General features: G+C 60.4%; 15 protein-coding genes. 9 read left to right on the top strand and 6 right to left on the bottom strand.

All coding sequences use genetic code 11. The features are described 5' to 3' along the window. Window positions 1–6: 6 nt before the first annotated feature. From KGA83_RS06835 to KGA83_RS06825, 3 genes are all read right to left on the bottom strand, one after another. Complete coding sequence (locus KGA83_RS06835) at window positions 7–2850, bottom strand: class I adenylate cyclase (RefSeq protein ID WP_223529226.1); 2844 nt, start codon at window positions 2848–2850, stop codon at window positions 7–9. A gap of 191 nt (window positions 2851–3041) precedes the next feature. Beyond that, a complete protein-coding gene (locus tag KGA83_RS06830) occupies window positions 3042–3287 on the bottom strand; it encodes a TIGR02647 family protein (protein ID WP_007980796.1) in 246 nt (81 codons plus the stop codon). Between the two features lie 222 nt (window positions 3288–3509). Then, the gene (locus KGA83_RS06825; RefSeq protein ID WP_108217199.1) at window positions 3510–3794 is read right to left on the bottom strand and encodes a hypothetical protein; all 285 of its coding nucleotides are present in this window, start codon (window positions 3792–3794) and stop codon (window positions 3510–3512) included. A gap of 124 nt (window positions 3795–3918) precedes the next feature. Here KGA83_RS06825 and KGA83_RS06820 point away from each other — a divergent pair, with 124 nt between their 5' ends. After that, on the top strand, window positions 3919–4578 hold the full coding sequence (locus KGA83_RS06820; RefSeq protein WP_108217255.1) for a glutathione S-transferase: 660 nt from the start codon (window positions 3919–3921) through the stop codon (window positions 4576–4578). Between the two features lie 103 nt (window positions 4579–4681). On the opposite strand, the gene argH is transcribed toward KGA83_RS06820, so the two are convergent. Further along, window positions 4682–6076, bottom strand: a complete 1395-nt coding sequence (gene argH, locus KGA83_RS06815; RefSeq protein ID WP_007992239.1) for an argininosuccinate lyase — start codon at window positions 6074–6076, stop codon at window positions 4682–4684. A gap of 458 nt (window positions 6077–6534) precedes the next feature. Between argH and KGA83_RS06805 the strand changes: the two genes are divergently transcribed. The 7 genes from KGA83_RS06805 to rsd all read left to right on the top strand — a co-directional run bounded on the left by KGA83_RS06805 (window position 6535) and on the right by rsd (window position 12998). Beyond that, the gene (locus tag KGA83_RS06805) at window positions 6535–7281 is read left to right on the top strand and encodes a LytR/AlgR family response regulator transcription factor (protein ID WP_108217198.1); all 747 of its coding nucleotides are present in this window, start codon (window positions 6535–6537) and stop codon (window positions 7279–7281) included. A 138-nt stretch (window positions 7282–7419) separates the two neighbouring features. After that, on the top strand, window positions 7420–8361 hold the full coding sequence (gene hemC / locus KGA83_RS06800; protein WP_223529224.1) for a hydroxymethylbilane synthase: 942 nt from the start codon (window positions 7420–7422) through the stop codon (window positions 8359–8361). Then, window positions 8358–9125, top strand: a complete 768-nt coding sequence (locus KGA83_RS06795) for a uroporphyrinogen-III synthase (RefSeq protein WP_223529222.1) — start codon at window positions 8358–8360, stop codon at window positions 9123–9125. Before hemC ends, KGA83_RS06795 begins: the two co-directional genes overlap by 4 nt. 16 nt (window positions 9126–9141) lie before the next feature. Further along, complete coding sequence (locus tag KGA83_RS06790) at window positions 9142–10311, top strand: uroporphyrinogen-III C-methyltransferase (RefSeq protein WP_108217195.1); 1170 nt, start codon at window positions 9142–9144, stop codon at window positions 10309–10311. Further along, on the top strand, window positions 10308–11546 hold the full coding sequence (locus tag KGA83_RS06785) for a heme biosynthesis protein HemY (protein WP_223529221.1): 1239 nt from the start codon (window positions 10308–10310) through the stop codon (window positions 11544–11546). The genes KGA83_RS06790 and KGA83_RS06785 overlap by 4 nt, the downstream gene beginning before the upstream one ends. A 263-nt stretch (window positions 11547–11809) precedes the next feature. After that, entirely contained in the window at window positions 11810–12361 is a 552-nt protein-coding gene (locus KGA83_RS06780) for a disulfide bond formation protein B (RefSeq protein WP_223529211.1), read from the top strand. Between the two features lie 178 nt (window positions 12362–12539). Further along, window positions 12540–12998, top strand: a complete 459-nt coding sequence (gene rsd, locus KGA83_RS06775; protein ID WP_108217192.1) for a sigma D regulator — start codon at window positions 12540–12542, stop codon at window positions 12996–12998. A 60-nt stretch (window positions 12999–13058) separates the two neighbouring features. Here rsd and KGA83_RS06770 read toward each other — a convergent pair whose 3' ends face one another. Next, window positions 13059–13724, bottom strand: coding sequence for an FKBP-type peptidyl-prolyl cis-trans isomerase (locus KGA83_RS06770; RefSeq protein ID WP_108217191.1), 666 nt, complete (start codon window positions 13722–13724; stop codon window positions 13059–13061). Window positions 13725–13916: 192 nt separating this feature from the next. Between KGA83_RS06770 and KGA83_RS06765 the strand changes: the two genes are divergently transcribed. Then, the gene (locus KGA83_RS06765) at window positions 13917–14963 is read left to right on the top strand and encodes an AlgP family protein (RefSeq protein ID WP_223529209.1); all 1047 of its coding nucleotides are present in this window, start codon (window positions 13917–13919) and stop codon (window positions 14961–14963) included. On the opposite strand, the gene KGA83_RS06760 is transcribed toward KGA83_RS06765, so the two are convergent. Beyond that, window positions 14960–15424, bottom strand: coding sequence for a TIGR02444 family protein (locus KGA83_RS06760; RefSeq protein ID WP_108217189.1), 465 nt, complete (start codon window positions 15422–15424; stop codon window positions 14960–14962). The genes KGA83_RS06765 and KGA83_RS06760 overlap by 4 nt on opposite strands. Window positions 15425–15454 lie beyond the last annotated feature (30 nt).

Below are 15454 nucleotides of genomic sequence, written 5' to 3'. Positions count from 1 at the left end.
CCCCCCTCAGACCTGATCGAGCGCCTCATTCAATGCGTGCTCCAGGTCAGCCTTATAGCGCAGGTACAGATGGGTGGAACTCTGACCTTCGCCCAGCAGGCCTGACAGGTCGAGGTCGGTGATGTAGCAGCGGTAGCGTTCGGTCTCACGGCGCTGCCCGACGATTTCCCGGGCGACCACGCTGAACAGCTGGTCGCCATGCTCCAACTCGGAAAACTCCCGTTGATTGCAATACAGCGCGACCTGCACCTGACCCGGTGCGGCTTTGCCGATGATCGCCTGCACGTCGTAGAACGCCCTGTTCACCGGTGTCTGCGGTGCCGGCCGGGCTTCGATACGGCGCGCCCGGCCAGGGCCTGACGGCAGCAACTGGCAATACAGGGTGTCGAGGTTCAAGGGGTGGGCAGCATCCATTGGCAACAGGGTATCGCGACGGTACTGGATCGATTGCAGGAAACGCTGTAGCGGCATCAGCAGGCTTTGCTCATCGTGCCAGGGCAGGCGTTGCTGCCACAGGGCATTGAGTTCATCGAGCACGTACAGATCGGCCTGATTTTCGTTGACCCGATAGAACACTTGTATGCAGTCCGGCTGGCCCGTCGGCAGGAACAGCGCGAGGTCGTGGTCTTCCAGTGCCTTCGGGTCCAGGTGCAACGGGCTGTAGCTGGCCATTTCCTCGCCCAGGTAATCGACCAGCGCCGGTAGAGTGGCCAGTGCGACGTGCTGGACCTGGCCCGGCACCAACTCCAGCACGTGGTAGTGCTGCTGGACCTGGATCAGGTAGCGATGATTGAGCCGGCTCAACAGCAGGTTCTGCGCGGTATCGAGGATTTCTTCCACTCGTTGGGCGATGAACTGCGCGCGGTTATGGCAGAAGCAACGTACCCGCAGCTTCGGCTGATGTGGCCCGGCCGGCAGGTTGTTGAGGTAATCGCGGATGCACTCGAGCAGGGCGTGGGGGCCGTCGTAGCGACCGACCAGCACTTCATTCCAGCTGTTGAGCGTGACCTGGTCCAGGGTCAGCACCAGGTTTTCCCGGACGCCGGCGTAGCTCAGGGAATCGGTGCGCTCGGTCGTCATCAGGATGTTCAGGTCGCGATGGTGCTTGAGCGGATCGATGCCGACATTCACCAGAATCAGCACTTCACTCGGCACGCTGGCGCGCAGCAGCGGTTCTTCGGCGACGGTGGGCAAGGGCAGGGCGATGGTCTGTTGCAGGCTGCCAAGCAAGTTGAACAGTTCGAATTCGCTCAAGTCGCTGGTACCGGGGTGCAGGGCCAGGCGGGTACTGCTGTCGATCACTCCGTTACGGTGACACCAGGTCAGCAGTTCCAGCAAGTGGCGGCTGCGTTTGATCGGCGCGAAATGTTCCCACTCCAGCGCCGTCAGGTTGCCGTTGTACAGGCGCCACTGGCTTTGCCCCGGTTCTTTCCTGTTCGGTGCGTGCACCAGCGTCAGGGTGTCTTCAGCCAGGTCCGGGGCGATACCGGGGTTGATGAGCTCGACTTTGCCGGCCTTGCGCTCGAACGCGGCGTACAGGCGACGGCCGAGGACACTCAGGTCGCGTTTGTTGATGCGGCTGACCGTTTGTTCGTGACGGGCAAACTGGGTGAGGAAGCGGTAGCTGTAGTTCAGCTCATTGACCAGCGCCCGCCGCTCGGAGCTGACCTGGCGGACTTTCCACTGACTGCGGCTATCGAGCAGGGCCAGTTGGCGCTGGTCCCAGTGCCATTCGCGGGCCAGGCGCTCGAGCAAAGAGCGTTGCCAGCTGTGGGTGCGGCTGCTGCCGGTGAGTTTGCGATTGACCTTCAGGTACAGCGCGCGACGCACCAGCTCCAGCCGTTCCGGTTCGTTGCGGGCGACCAGGTATTCCTCGATGCGCCGGTACACCACGACATACGGGTCCAGTTCGTCGAGGTCGAGCCGGTTGGCGAATACCGCTTGTTTGAAGCGCAGGCTCAGGCAATGAACCCTTGGGTGTTCACTGGCGTAAACCTCAGTCAGCAACAGCTTGAGTACCGACTTGTAGGGTGACTCGATGCCCTTGAACAACTGCCAGAGCCCGGCGCCGATAAATTCACCGGGCGGGATGAAGGCCAGATTGCCGAGGTCGAGGGTTTCATCGGTGCGGATGAAGCGTTTGGAGATCAAGGTATGGGTGTAGCGGTCGTAGCTCGACTCTTCGTAGACCGGCACCAGCCACCAGATCGGTGTACGTCCGGCCAGCCAGATCGCAGTGCGGTAAAACTCGTCCAGCAACAGGTAGTGCTGGGTGGTGCCACAATCTTCCGAACTCAGCTGGGTATCGCGCTCGCCCCGGACGAAACGGGTCGGGTCGATCAGAAAGAAGTGCGCCTCGGCACCCTGGCTGGCGGCCCAGATTTCCAGCAACTGGCATTTTTTGTGCAGTTCGGCGAGTTCGTTCTCGGTCAGGTCCGGCCCATGGCAGACCCACACATCCATGTCGCTCTGGTCGGCCTGAGCCAGGGTGCCGAGGCTGCCCATCAGGAACAGTCCGTGAATCGGCCGGGGCGGGTTGCTGCCGTGGCGCGGTTTGTAGGAAAACGATCGGGTCAGGCGCTGGGCTTCAGCGAGGACATTGGCATCCGGTTCGAAATTCGACAGCCCGGCCGGCGTACTGCCGCATACGTAGCCGGGCAACAGCGGATGGTTCACGTGGAAAAACAACGGCAGCAAGGTCAGGACCCCTTGCTGGCGGGTCGACAACCCTTCCATGGCACGAGCCATGCGTCCTTCGTTGAGTTTCAGAAAGCGTGCGCGCAACTGGCTGAGAACCTTGCGGTCGATTCCCTCGTCCAGATCGGGGCGGATTTCATGGTTGCGGGTCATTTCAGCTCAAACCGGCTCGCAGGGCTCGGACGTGGGGCTCTTCGGATGAGGGGCAGTTTAGCGCCTTGAGGCGAGGGCCTTTAAGCGGATTTTTTTCTGGCGTCAGATTTCTATCGGATGGAGACAGAAATCAGGGGAGTGTGCCCGCGGAAATCCCTGGATCGGGGTCTCCGTGGGCGATGCGGCAGAATTCAGGCTGTTACTTCGGCGTTAAGAATGGTCAGCACGGATTGCACATTTTGCGCGGCGTCACGACCCAGGCTGGTCAGGTAACCGCCATCAGGCTGGTCGGTCAGTTCTTTTTCAAAGAGGCGTTTGGCGGCGGCAATGTGTTTCGGGGCAGCGGTCTGATGAATTTTCAGGCCTTCCTGGGAACTGTCCAGGTTGAAGAGTGCGAGGACTTCCAGTTCGGCAACCAACTCAGGGGTAAGCGACATAAGGACTCCAGACTTTCTAGGAATTGGACGACAGCGCCCCTAAGGTGAACCCGCTTGTCCGGCATGTCCAGTGCCCGCGACAGGGTTTTTTTCTCTGTAGGAGCGAGCTTGCTCGCGAAGGTCGTCAACGATGACGCTGGAAACCTGATACCCCGTGGCGCTCTCGGGTTTTTCGCGAGCAATCGAGCGTCGACCGGCTGCTCCTACAGGGAGGGCGTGGGCTTACTGCTTTTCCGGCGGCAACTCAGGCAATGCGCGCAGCGCGGCTTCGTACCATTGGGTGTCGAACGGGCGGTCTTCTTCGAGGATCGCGTCGATTTCTACCGCCAGAACGTGAGCCATCAAGTTGAGGATTTCTTCCCGCTCGTAACCCACCAGTGTCAGCTTGTTGAACGTCGCCTTGGCCGCTGGCGGGTTGTCGCTTTCGATCTGGTTTTCGATGGCCTGGATCAGGGTGCTTTCGGCGAACTCTTCTTCGTCGTTGTCGATATCGTTCAGCTCGCTCATGGCAGGCTCCTCAGGGAAAGGTGGTCAGTTTACCTGCATTTATCTGCATGATGCTGCTGGCAGGAACGCCTTGAGCGTTCTATAAACAGACACCGCCCACCCCACACGGCTTGGAGGCTTTGTGATTTTTAAACTTTATGGATTTTGTGTCAGCAACTACTACAACATGGTCAAACTGGCGTTGCTGGAAAAAGGCCTGCCGTTCGAGGAGGTCATGTTCGTCCCGACCCAGACCCCGGAGTCATTGGCGATCAGCCCGCGGGGCAAGGTTCCGGTGCTGGGTGTCGAGCAGGGCTACATCAACGAAACCAGTGTGATTCTCGAGTACATCGAACAAGCCCAAAAGGGCAAGCCGCTGCTGCCGAATGAGCCGTTCGAGCGCGCGCAGGTGCTGGCGTTGGCCAAGGAAATCGAGCTTTACATCGAACTGCCGGCGCGTGCCTGCTTCCCGGAGGCATTTTTTGGCATGACGGTGCCGGAGGCGATTAAGGAAAAGAGCAAGGCTGAGTTGCTACAGGGGTTTGCCTCCCTGGCAAGGCACGGCAAATTCGCCCCTTATGTGGCGGGTGACAGTCTGAGTGTGGCTGATCTGTATTTCTTGTACGGCGTGCCACTGGCCTGTGCCGTGGCACAGAAGCTGTTCGATATTGATCTGCTGGCTGAGATGCCGGCAGCCAGGGCGCTGTTGGAGCGTCTGGAGCAGAATCCGCATGTGCAGCGGATCGCAAAGGACAAGGACGTGGCGATGCCCGCGTTTCTGGAGATGATCGCGTCCAAAAAGTAGGTTTTGTAGTGTTTTGAAGTCAGTCATCGCGAGCAGGCTCGCTCCCACATAAGATCGTGTTCATACACCGAGCCCTGTGGGAGCGAGCCTGCTCGCGAAGCTTTTAGCGGCTGGCGAGCAACGCCTGACCGCGAACCACGGCAGCCTTCACCTGCGCCGGCGCGGTACCGCCGATGTGGTTACGGGCATTGACCGAGCCTTCGAGGGTCAGCACGGCGAACACGTCCTGATCGATCTGGTCGCTGAACTTGCGCAGCTCTTCCAGGCTCATTTCCGCCAGGTCCTTGCCGCTGTCCACACCGTACTTCACGGCATGACCGACGATTTCGTGGCAGTCACGGAATGGCAGGCCGCGACGCACCAGATAGTCGGCCAGGTCGGTGGCGGTGGAGAACCCGCGCAGCGCCGCTTCGCGCATCATCGCGTGCTTGGGCTTGATCGCCGGCACCATGTCGGCAAAGGCCCGCAGCGAGTCGCGCAGGGTGTCGGCGGCGTCGAACAGCGGTTCCTTGTCTTCCTGGTTGTCCTTGTTGTAGGCCAGAGGCTGGCCTTTCATCAGGGTCAGCAGGCCCATCAGCGCACCGAATACGCGCCCGGTCTTGCCACGCACGAGCTCCGGCACGTCCGGGTTTTTCTTTTGCGGCATGATCGAGCTGCCAGTGCAGAAACGGTCGGGCAGATCGATGAACTGGAACTGTGCGCTGGTCCACAGCACCAGCTCTTCGGAGAAGCGCGACAGGTGCATCATCGCGATGCTGGCGGCCGAACAGAATTCGATGGCGAAATCGCGATCGGAGACGTTATCCAGCGAATTGCCGCCAACCGCGTCGAAACCCAGCAGTTGGGCGGTGTACTCGCGATCAATCGGGTAGGTGGTGCCGGCCAGTGCGGCGCTGCCCAGCGGCATGCGGTTGGTGCGCTTGCGGCAGTCGACCAGGCGTTCGTAGTCGCGGCTGAGCATCTCGAACCAGGCCAGCATGTGGTGCCCGAACGTCACTGGCTGTGCAGTCTGCAGGTGGGTGAACCCCGGCATGATGCTGGCGGCTTCGCGCTCGGCCTGCTCCAGCAGGCCTTTTTGCAGGCGGGTGATTTCGGCCAGGATCAGGTCGATCTCGTCACGCAGCCACAGACGGATGTCGGTGGCGACCTGATCGTTACGGCTGCGACCGGTGTGCAGTTTTTTACCGGTCACGCCGATGCGGTCGGTCAGCCGCGCCTCGATGTTCATGTGGACGTCTTCAAGGTCGATGCGCCAGTCGAACTGGCCGGCCTCGATTTCACCCTGGATGGTCTTCAGGCCATCGATGATGCTGTCGCGCTCGGCATCGGTCAGCACGCCGACCTTGGCCAGCATGGTGGCGTGGGCAATCGAGCCCATGATGTCGTGGCGATACAGGCGCTGGTCGAAGGTGACGGAGGCGGTGAAGCGGGCGACGAAGGCGTCGACGGGTTCACTGAAGCGGCCGCCCCAGGACTGATTGGTCTTGTCAGTGCTCATGAATTCGCTCGTATCGGCTTGAAGTAGGAAGGCGTGGAACGCTGGCGCGGATAATAACAGGGTTGCCAATCCTGTCGCTGACACTGGTCGACAGGTTTTTTTGGGGATGAGTGCAGGCTTGGGTAAGCCCCGCACATTTTTGCGGAAGGATATTTTCCAATTGAGCTGTATCGTCCCGGCAACCGTCTACAGTTGGACAGTAGGATCAGCGCACTTTTCGTTGCAGCCGCTGATTATAAAAAGAGAGGGGTGTTCAGATTGCGTAACAGCAAACCCTGTGGCGATGTATCGCCAATGCGGGCCTGGGCCGCCAATCGCCCGGCAGATGAAAATTTAGCCGCCGGACCAACGGCACTTTTTGACGCTCGCGCTAGTCTTAGCGTGGATCGCGGTGACGGACGTCACTTCACCTGTCTACGCTATCCTTGTGCGAGACTCACGCAGGAATCCAGCGCAATATGAATGTCCTGATCGTTGATGACGAACCCTTGGCCCGCGAGCGCCTGAGCCGAATGGTTGGCGAACTCGAGGGATACAGTGTCATGGAGCCTAGTGCCACGAATGGCGAAGAGGCGTTGGCACTGATCGACAGCCACAAACCGGATATCGTGCTGCTTGATATCCGCATGCCCGGCCTCGATGGCCTGCAAGTGGCTGCGCGATTGTGCGAGCGTGAAACCCCTCCCGCCGTGGTGTTCTGCGCCGGGCCCGATGAATTTACCGTGGAAGCCTTACAGGCCAGCGCCGTAGGCTATCTGGTGAAACCTGTGAGAACTGAACAATTACATGACGCATTAAAGAGAGCCGAGCGCCCCAATCGTTCCCAGCTCGCCGCCCTGACCCGTCCTGCTGCCGAAAGCGGCAGCGGCCCGCGTAGCCATATCAGCGCCCGGACCCGTAAAGGGATTGAGCTGATTCCGCTGGATCAGGTGGTGTACTTCATTGCCGACCACAAATACGTGACCTTGCGCCACGAAGGCGGCGAAGTGCTGCTCGATGAGCCGCTCAAGGCCCTCGAGGACGAATTCGGTGACCGCTTCGTGCGCATCCATCGCAATGCACTGGTCGCCCGCGAGCGTATCGAGCGACTGCAGCGCACCCCCTTGGGACATTTTCAGCTGTTTCTCAAAGGTCTCAACGGTGATGCGCTGATCGTCAGTCGACGCCATGTGGCTGGCGTGCGCAAAATGATGCAACAGCTTTAAACAGCTGTTTGCAGGCGAATTTCACACCCGATTGCCGGACATCCGGGGCCAGGGAGGCCGAGTAGTATCTGATACAAGTCAAAGTGAATTTGGCTGAGATGTTATTATCCGCCGTATCTATTCAGTACGGATTGATCCATGTCCTCTCGTCAGATCCGCATCGCCACCCGCAAAAGCGCTCTCGCCCTGTGGCAGGCCGAATACGTCAAAGCCCGTCTTGAAGCGGCGCATCCGGGCCTGCTGGTCACTCTCGTCCCCATGGTCAGTCGTGGTGACAAGCTGCTTGACTCACCGCTGTCGAAAATCGGTGGCAAGGGCCTGTTCGTCAAGGAACTCGAAACCGCGTTGCTGGACAATGAAGCCGACATCGCCGTGCACTCCATGAAGGACGTGCCGATGGACTTCCCCGAAGGCCTTGGCCTGTTCTGCATCTGCGAGCGGGAAGACCCGCGCGATGCGTTCGTTTCCAACACCTATGCCAGCCTGGATGAGTTGCCCCAGGGCAGCATCGTCGGCACCTCCAGCCTGCGCCGCCAGGCTCAATTGCTGACCCGTCGCCCGGACCTGGAAATCCGTTTCCTGCGCGGCAACGTCAATACGCGCCTGGCCAAGCTCGATGCCGGCGAATACGACGCCATCATCCTCGCCTCTGCCGGCCTGATACGCCTGGGATTTGAAGATCGCATCACCTCGGCCATCAGTGTCGACGACAGCCTTCCAGCCGGTGGTCAGGGCGCGGTGGGTATCGAATGCCGCAGCGCCGACCGTGAAATCCATGCTCTGCTGGCGCCCCTGCATCATCAGGACACCGCCACCCGCGTGACCGCCGAACGTTCTCTCAACAAGCACCTCAATGGCGGCTGCCAGGTGCCGATTGCCTGCTACGCCGTACTGGAAGGTGAGCAGCTGTGGTTGCGCGGTCTGGTGGGCGATCCAAAGGGTGGTCTGCTGCTCAGCGCAGAGGCCCGCGCTCCTCGCGGCGATGCCGAAGCGCTGGGGGTGCAGGTGGCCGAAGACCTTCTCAGCCAGGGTGCCGACGCCATTCTCAAAGCGGTCTATGGCGAGGCTGGTCACGAGTGATCGGCTGGCGCTTGCTGCTGACGCGTCCCGCCGATGAGTCGGCGGCGCTGAGCAGTCTTTTGGCTGAGCAGGGGATATTCAGTAACAGTCTGCCGCTTTTGGACATCATGCCGATTGCGGTCACTGACACAATGCGCCAGGCGATTCTGGCGCTGGATCAGTTCTGCGCGGTCATTGTGGTCAGCAAGCCGGCCGCCCGGATCGGCGTCGATCTGCTCGAGCGGTATTGGCCAACGCCGCCCGGTGTGAAGTGGTTCAGCGTCGGCGCGGCGACTGCGCAGATCCTCGAGGATCACGGATTGGACGTGAGCTTCCCGGCAGAAGGCGATGACAGTGAAGCCTTGCTCGAATTATCCCGACTACGCGAGGCAATCGCACATCCCGATGCACGAGTGTTGATCCTGCGCGGGGAGGGCGGGCGCGAGTTGCTGGCGGAGCGTTTGCGTGAGCTTGGTGCTAGTGTCGAGTATCTGGAACTGTACCGCCGGGCATTGCCGATTTACCCGCCGACAGCACTGCCGGAACGGATCCAGGCGGAACGCCTGAACGGGCTGGTGGTCAGCAGTGGACAAGGTTTTGAGCACCTGCATCAATTGGCCGGCGACGCCTGGCCGCAGTTGGCGCAGTTGCCGTTGTTTGTACCAAGCCCCAGGGTTGCCGAGCTGGCGCGTGCCGCCGGGGCCAAAACAGTTGTGGATTGTCGCGGCGCGAGTGCCGCGGCCTTGCTGACGGCGTTACGGGAGCATCCCGTACCCGTTTTCTAATGCAAAGGATGGATACGTGAGCGAAACAGCCTTGCCTAAAGATGACTCGCGACGGGTGCTCGATGCACCTGTTGATGCTCCTGTTGATGAAATGCCGACGCCACCGCCGCCACCTGCTGCCGGGCAGCGTCGAGGCAATGGTCTGGCAATCATTGCGCTGCTGTTGGGTGCGGCCGGTGTCGCGGTGGGCGGTTGGGGTGTCTGGCAGGTGCGTCACCTGCAAGCCAATAATCAGCAGCAACTGAGCCAGATGCAGGCGCTGAATGACCAGACGCAAAACCTCAAGCTCAATGAGGAGCGCCTGAGTGCACGCCTGGCGCAATTACCTCCCGCCGATGAACTGGAAGCACGTAGCCGTCTGGTGATTCAGTTGCAAGGTGATCAGCAGCGGTTGAACCAGCGCCTGGAAACCATACTCGGCGCCAGTCGCAAGGACTGGCGTCTGGCCGAGGCCGAGCATCTGCTGCGTCTGGCCAGCCTGCGACTGTCTGCCTTGCAGGACATCAGCAGCGCCCAGGCACTGGTCCAGGGTGCCGACGAGATTCTGCGCGAGCAGAACGACCCGGGCGCCTTTGCTGCTCGCGAGCAGGTGGCCAGGACCCTGATTGCCTTGCGCAGTACCGAGCAACCGGATCGCACCGGGCTGTTTCTGCGTCTGGGCGCATTGCGCGATCAAGTGGCCAGTCTCACCGAGCTGGCGCCGGAGTACAAGGACCGTGGGGATTCGTTGCTGGGCCTGACCGCCGATGGCGACGGCGCCAGTCGCTGGGCGCAATGGTGGGATCAGATTTCGCGCTACATCCGTATCGACTTCAATGCTGACAAAAACGTTCGTCCATTGCTGGCCGGCCAGAGCCTGAGTCAGGTACGCCTGGCCCTGAGCCTGGCGCTGGAGCAAGCGCAGTGGGCCGCACTCAATGGCCAGGCGGCGGTTTACTCCCAAGTGCTGGACGAAGCGCGGGACATCCTCAAGGGCAACTTCAACCCGGACAATGCACAAAGCAAAGTGATGCTTGAGCAGGTGGCCGAGTTGAGCAAGCAACCTGTCACCGTAGTCACGCCAGATATGACCGGCACCCTGAGCGCGGTGCAAGGGTATCTGGAACGGCGTAACGTCAACGCCGAGGATTCGGTCAAGCCAATGGCCAGGCCTGCCGCGAACGCCGCGCCGGAGGCTACGCCATGAGACGCCTCTATGTGATCGTGTTCCTCGTGATCGCCGCTGCCGCTGCGCTCGGGCTGGCGATTGCCGAACACTCCGGCTATGTGCTGATTGCCTACAAGACCTTCCGCTATGAGTCGAGCCTGTGGGCTACCTTGGCGCTGGTGGCTGTGCTCTGGCTGGTGATCTGGGGCATCAAGTCGCTGGTCGAACTGGTGATGGCTTCCAGTGGCGTGGTCAATCCGTGGTCGCGGCGTAACCGCAGTCGTCGGGTGCAGGTGGCGATCGAACACGGTCAACTGGACCTGGCCGAGGGTCGCTGGGCCAGTGCCCAACGTCACTTGCATCGGGCCGCTGAAGCCGAGCGCCAGCCGCTGCTTTACTACCTCGGTGCGGCCCGTGCCGCGAACGAACAAGGCCATTACGAAGAAAGCGACAACTTGCTGGAGCGCGCCCTGGAGCGTCAGCCTCAGGCCGAGTTGGCAATCGCCTTGAACCACGCCCAGTTGCAGACCGATCGCGGTGATACCGAAGGCGCCCTCACCACCCTGCAAGCGATGCGTGAACGCCATCCTCATAACGCACAGACCCTGCGCCAGTTGCAGCGCCTGCTTCAGCAGCGTGGTGACTGGTCGGCATTGATTCGCCTGCTGCCAGAGCTGCGCAAAGACAAAATCCTGCCGGCGGCCGAGCTCGCCGAGCTGGAGCGTCGGGCCTGGGGGGCGAACCTGTCCCTGGCAGCGCAACGGGAAGAAGACGGAACGGTGGGGCAGCAATCGCTTGAACGTGCCTGGCAACAACTGACCTCGGCACAGCGTCAGGAGCCGCAACTGGTGCTCGCGTATGCCGAACAACTGCGGCAATTGGGGGCTCAGGTCGAGGCCGAAGAAGTGCTGCGTACTGCCCTAAAACGCAGCTACGACAGTCATCTGGCACGACTCTACGGACTGGTTCGCGGCAATGATCCGGCCCGCCAGTTGCAGGCCGCCGAAGGCTGGCTCAAGGACCATCCGGCCGATCCTGGCCTGCTACTGACACTGGGTCGTCTATGTCTGCAAAACAGTTTGTGGGGCAAGGCCCGGGACTATCTGGAAAGCAGCCTGCGTGTACAACGCAATCCGGAAGCCTGTGCGGAACTGGCACGCTTGCTGGCGCAGATGGGCGATACCGAACGCAGCAACCAGCTGTTTCAGGAAGGCCTGGGGTTATTGGATGAACGCTTGCTCGCGGCCCCTCTGCCAGTGCCAGTCCGCGCTTGACCCGTTCGCTGGCGTCAGGTTTCGGCGTCTGGGCGATGACCTGCGGCGAAGGAGTGATCGCCCTCGCCGCAGTGCGATGATCAGTTGAAATTCAGTTGCCGCATCTCGTCGCAGGAAAAATCCTACAGAGGACTACATTTTATCCTCTCGCCTGCGTCGGGATTTCCCTACACTCGTGCTGAAGTCTCTGTGGGCACTTGCCTTGTAAGGCTGTCGCGCTTTCCTCTACCGTAATGGTCTGTCACTACTTTTACGGAAAAGCCATGTCTTTGGCCTGCTCACGCTCCTTGTTTTTCATGGCTTTCATTGCGGGCGCTCTGGCGATGGGCGTTTCCTACTACCTGGAATATGCAGTCGGCCTGCGGCCTTGTGGATTGTGTCTGTTGCAACGGTTTTGCATGGCGCTCTTTGCCGGTGTCTGCCTGTTGGCTTCGGTCCATGGCCCCGGTCGCATCGGAAACGTTCTGTATTGGCTGCTCAGTCTTTGTTGCAGCCTCGCCGGCACTGTCACGGCGTGGCGACAGGTCCTGCTGCAAAGCATTCCGATGGAACAGGCAGCGGCGTGCTCGACCGATCTGGCGGACGTGTTGGCCAGTTCTCCGTGGCTATCCGTCGTACAGCAAATGTTCAAGGGCGCTGCCGATTGTGTGGAAATTTCCTGGACACTGTTCGATCTGAGTCTCACCGAGTGGAGCCTGCTGTTCTTCGTCGCGATGATGATTCTGGCCGTTTACCAGTCGTTGCGACTGGTCTGGGCCCGCTATCAGCGACCACTCAGCGGCGAGTCGTCGCACCGGGCCTTTGCGGGCGATTAAACACTTGTATGAACTTTATCGCCTGCGTACCTTGAAGCCAGTGTCGCGCGGGCATAATCTGGCCCGCACGTGTCATTGGAATTATGTTGCTCGATGACGCTCTGCCTGAAATCGCCCCCGACGTAACAAGAGGGCGACGGGCATTGAGCAGCTGACCCACAAGGGAAGAGAGATCACCATGCTCGAAAGTTGTCAGAATGCTCAGGAACGCTGGGGTGGAGTGCACCTGCTGATCGATCGCTGGTTGCAGGAGCGCAAAGAGCTGATCGATGCATACGACAAGCTCGGTGCCGATCCAGAGGCACTGTCCACGAATCGCAAGCCATTGCAGGAGTTCTGCGGCGTGCTGGTCGATTATGTATCGGCCGGGCATTTCGAGATCTACGAACAGCTGACGGGGGAGGCCAAGGCCTTCAACGACAAGCGTGGACTGGAGCTCGCCGAGACCATCTACCCGCGCATCGATGTCATCACTGAAAAGCTGCTTGCGTTCAATGACCTTTGCGACGAAGGCAAATGCGTTGCGCAGAAGTTCAAGGAACTGGGTGGCCTGTTGCACGAACGCTTCGAACTGGAAGACTGCCTGATCGAAGTGCTGCACACAGCCCACAAGGAAGTCGATTCGGTTCAGGCCTGAAGCACTTCCTGCAAGACCCCGAAACGGCGTGCCAAGGCACGCCGTTTTTCATTTCCACTGTCAGTTGGTTGCGCCACGCAATTCAACCTCGAACACCAATGGGGTGAACGGTGCGATCACGTCGCCGGCACCGTCGGCGCCATAGGCTTGGGCCGATGGAATCACCAGTCGCCATTTCGCCCCGACCGGCATGTTTTGCATTGCGCTGCGCCATCCGGCGATCACGCTGTCGAGACTGAACCATTGTGGCTGGCTGTTCTGATCGAACACCGTGCCATCGGGCAAGCGACCGATGTACAGCACCTGCACTTTGCCGTTCGGTCCGGCCTTGGCACCAGTGCCTGGCGTCAACTCCTTCAGCAGCACGCCATCAGCCAGTTCGCGCACGCCGGGCCTGGCTTTTTCTGTGGCGAGAAAACGCTGTTCCTTTTCCAGCGCCATTTCGCTTTGCGGCTCGGCTGACTGCATGGCGATCCGGGCTTCATGCTCGGTCAATATCTGCTGGATCTGCTCGTCCTTCAGCGCCAGCGGTTTGCCCTGATAGGCCTGCTGCAATCCTTCGACCAGTGCCTTAAGTTGCAGGTCGGGAGCCTCCTGGTGCAAGCGTTCGCCAAGGCTTGCGCCCAGGCTGTAAGCGAGATCACGGGCTTCATTTTCCTGCGTTTTTTCGGCGGACTGGGCCACCGAAAAAAACACGCACAGCGATAAAAAAAGGTAGCGCGACATGGGCACTCTCCGACCTGAATTGCGGGCGATTATGCCAGTGAGAATGCACGCAACGGTGAGCTGCTTTTGCGTCGAGGCAGAAGTTTTTCGATCCTTTGCAACGCGGGGCTTTCGATAGTGTCAACATGCCCTAGCGGCGGTTGCAGCAGAGGTCTAGTATGAGCCGCACTCACTTCAGCCAGGAGGTAAACCATGTCGGCCACCAAGAAGCCAGTAAACACTCCATTGCACCTGCTCCAACAACTCTCGAGCAGCCTGCTCGAGCATCTGGAAACCGCTTGTTCCGAAGCCTTGGCTGATGCTGAAAAACTGCTCGCCAAACTGGAAAAGCAGCGCGGAAAAGCGCAAGAAAAACTGCACAAATCCCGCACCAAATTGCAGGACGCTGCGGCAGCCGGAAAAGCCAAGGCACAAGCCAAGGCCAAGGACGCAGTGGTCGACCTTGAAGAGCTGCTCGATGCCCTCAAGGATCGTCAATCGGAAACCCGCGGCTACATTCTGCAACTCAAGCGCGATGCTCAGGAAAGCCTGAAACTGGCCCAGGGCGTCGGTCGTGTACAAGAGGCTGTCGGCAAGGCGTTGTCCCTGCGTGCAGCCAAACCTGCTGCGGCACCTGCGAAGAAAGCCGCTGCCAAACCGGCTGCTGCAAAAGCACCGGCCAGGCCTGCTGCTGCAAAACCGGCAGCTGCCAAACCAGTAGCGAAAACTGCCGCAGCCAAACCGGCTGCGAGAAAACCGGCTGCTGCCAGCGCCGCAAAACCTGCAGCTAAAACCACGGCTGCCAAACCAGCCGCTGCACGACCTGCCGCTGCAAAAGCCGCTGCTGCCAAACCAGCGGTGACTAGAACCGCCGCTGCAAAACCGGCTGCAAAACCAGCCGCTAAACCCGCTGCCCGTACCGCTGCTGCGAAACCTGCTGCCAAGCCGGCTGCAAAACCTGTCGCTGCAAAACCAGCAGCCAAAACAGCAGCCAAGCCGGCTGCAAAACCTGCGGTAAAAGCGGCTGCAAAACCAGCCGCAAAACCAGCTACCGCAAAACCAGCCGCTGCCAAACCGGCAGCTGCAAAACCAGCGGCCAAACCTGCGGTGAAAAAACCGGTTGCCGCCAAGCCAGCCACAGCATCGGTTGCCAAGCCAGTCGCTCCGGCTGCTCCAGCAGCACCTCCCTCGACAACCGCGCCAGCGCCAACGCCTGCCGCAACTTCGAGCGCTGTAACCACCCCAACCAGCGCTTCCTAAGTGCCGGTTACCGCGACGCGCAGCTGATGCAGCGCGTCGCGGTGCAGGTGGGCGGCCTCAGCCGCCGCACCTTCCAGCCAGGCCGGTAGATCGGTCTCGGCATTTTGCGGCCAACTCTGCGCCGCTCTCTCCAGCCGCAACAACAGATGCCGTTCGGCTTCCAGCTCCAGTGCCTTCACTTGTTCACGCAGGGTATGCAATCCGGCGTCTTCCGAGGCTGCGGTTTTCCATTGCGTACGCAAGGCCCGTAACGGCCGCACGACATCGGCTTCCCAGGCGACGGCCACGCTACGCAGTTGCTGCAAGCGCTGTTCATCGCAGGCCACACCTCGCTGTCCCAGCCACGCACAGCACAGCAACAGGCACACATTGACTCCCGCCGACTGCAATTGCAGGCATGCCTGCTCAACGCCCGGGCGGGCGTAAATGGTCAGGGAAAAGCTCCACAGGTCAGAGGACATAGTGCTACTCGCGCCAGTTGCGAGCGAAGC

Origin of the sequence: Pseudomonas sp. GL-R-19 (assembly GCF_019956375.1) — a bacterium.
In the GTDB taxonomy this organism is placed as follows: domain Bacteria; phylum Pseudomonadota; class Gammaproteobacteria; order Pseudomonadales; family Pseudomonadaceae; genus Aquipseudomonas.
The sequence above is the reverse complement of the archived record's forward strand: the minus strand, read 5'-3'. Positions and strand labels throughout refer to the sequence as shown.

What these genes read in the sequence shown, in the direction of transcription:
- KGA83_RS06835 (WP_223529226.1), bottom strand. Translation starts at nt 2,850, where the DNA reads ATGACCCGCAACCATGAAATCCGCCCCGATCTGGACGAGGGAATCGAC.
- KGA83_RS06830 (WP_007980796.1), bottom strand. Translation starts at nt 3,287, where the DNA reads ATGTCGCTTACCCCTGAGTTGGTTGCCGAACTGGAAGTCCTCGCACTC.
- KGA83_RS06825 (WP_108217199.1), bottom strand. Translation starts at nt 3,794, where the DNA reads ATGAGCGAGCTGAACGATATCGACAACGACGAAGAAGAGTTCGCCGAA.
- argH (WP_007992239.1), bottom strand. Translation starts at nt 6,076, where the DNA reads ATGAGCACTGACAAGACCAATCAGTCCTGGGGCGGCCGCTTCAGTGAA.
- KGA83_RS06805 (WP_108217198.1), top strand. Translation starts at nt 6,535, where the DNA reads ATGAATGTCCTGATCGTTGATGACGAACCCTTGGCCCGCGAGCGCCTG.
- hemC (WP_223529224.1), top strand. Translation starts at nt 7,420, where the DNA reads ATGTCCTCTCGTCAGATCCGCATCGCCACCCGCAAAAGCGCTCTCGCC.
- KGA83_RS06785 (WP_223529221.1), top strand. Translation starts at nt 10,308, where the DNA reads ATGAGACGCCTCTATGTGATCGTGTTCCTCGTGATCGCCGCTGCCGCT.
- KGA83_RS06780 (WP_223529211.1), top strand. Translation starts at nt 11,810, where the DNA reads ATGTCTTTGGCCTGCTCACGCTCCTTGTTTTTCATGGCTTTCATTGCG.
- rsd (WP_108217192.1), top strand. Translation starts at nt 12,540, where the DNA reads ATGCTCGAAAGTTGTCAGAATGCTCAGGAACGCTGGGGTGGAGTGCAC.
- KGA83_RS06770 (WP_108217191.1), bottom strand. Translation starts at nt 13,724, where the DNA reads ATGTCGCGCTACCTTTTTTTATCGCTGTGCGTGTTTTTTTCGGTGGCC.
- KGA83_RS06765 (WP_223529209.1), top strand. Translation starts at nt 13,917, where the DNA reads ATGTCGGCCACCAAGAAGCCAGTAAACACTCCATTGCACCTGCTCCAA.
- KGA83_RS06760 (WP_108217189.1), bottom strand. Translation starts at nt 15,424, where the DNA reads ATGTCCTCTGACCTGTGGAGCTTTTCCCTGACCATTTACGCCCGCCCG.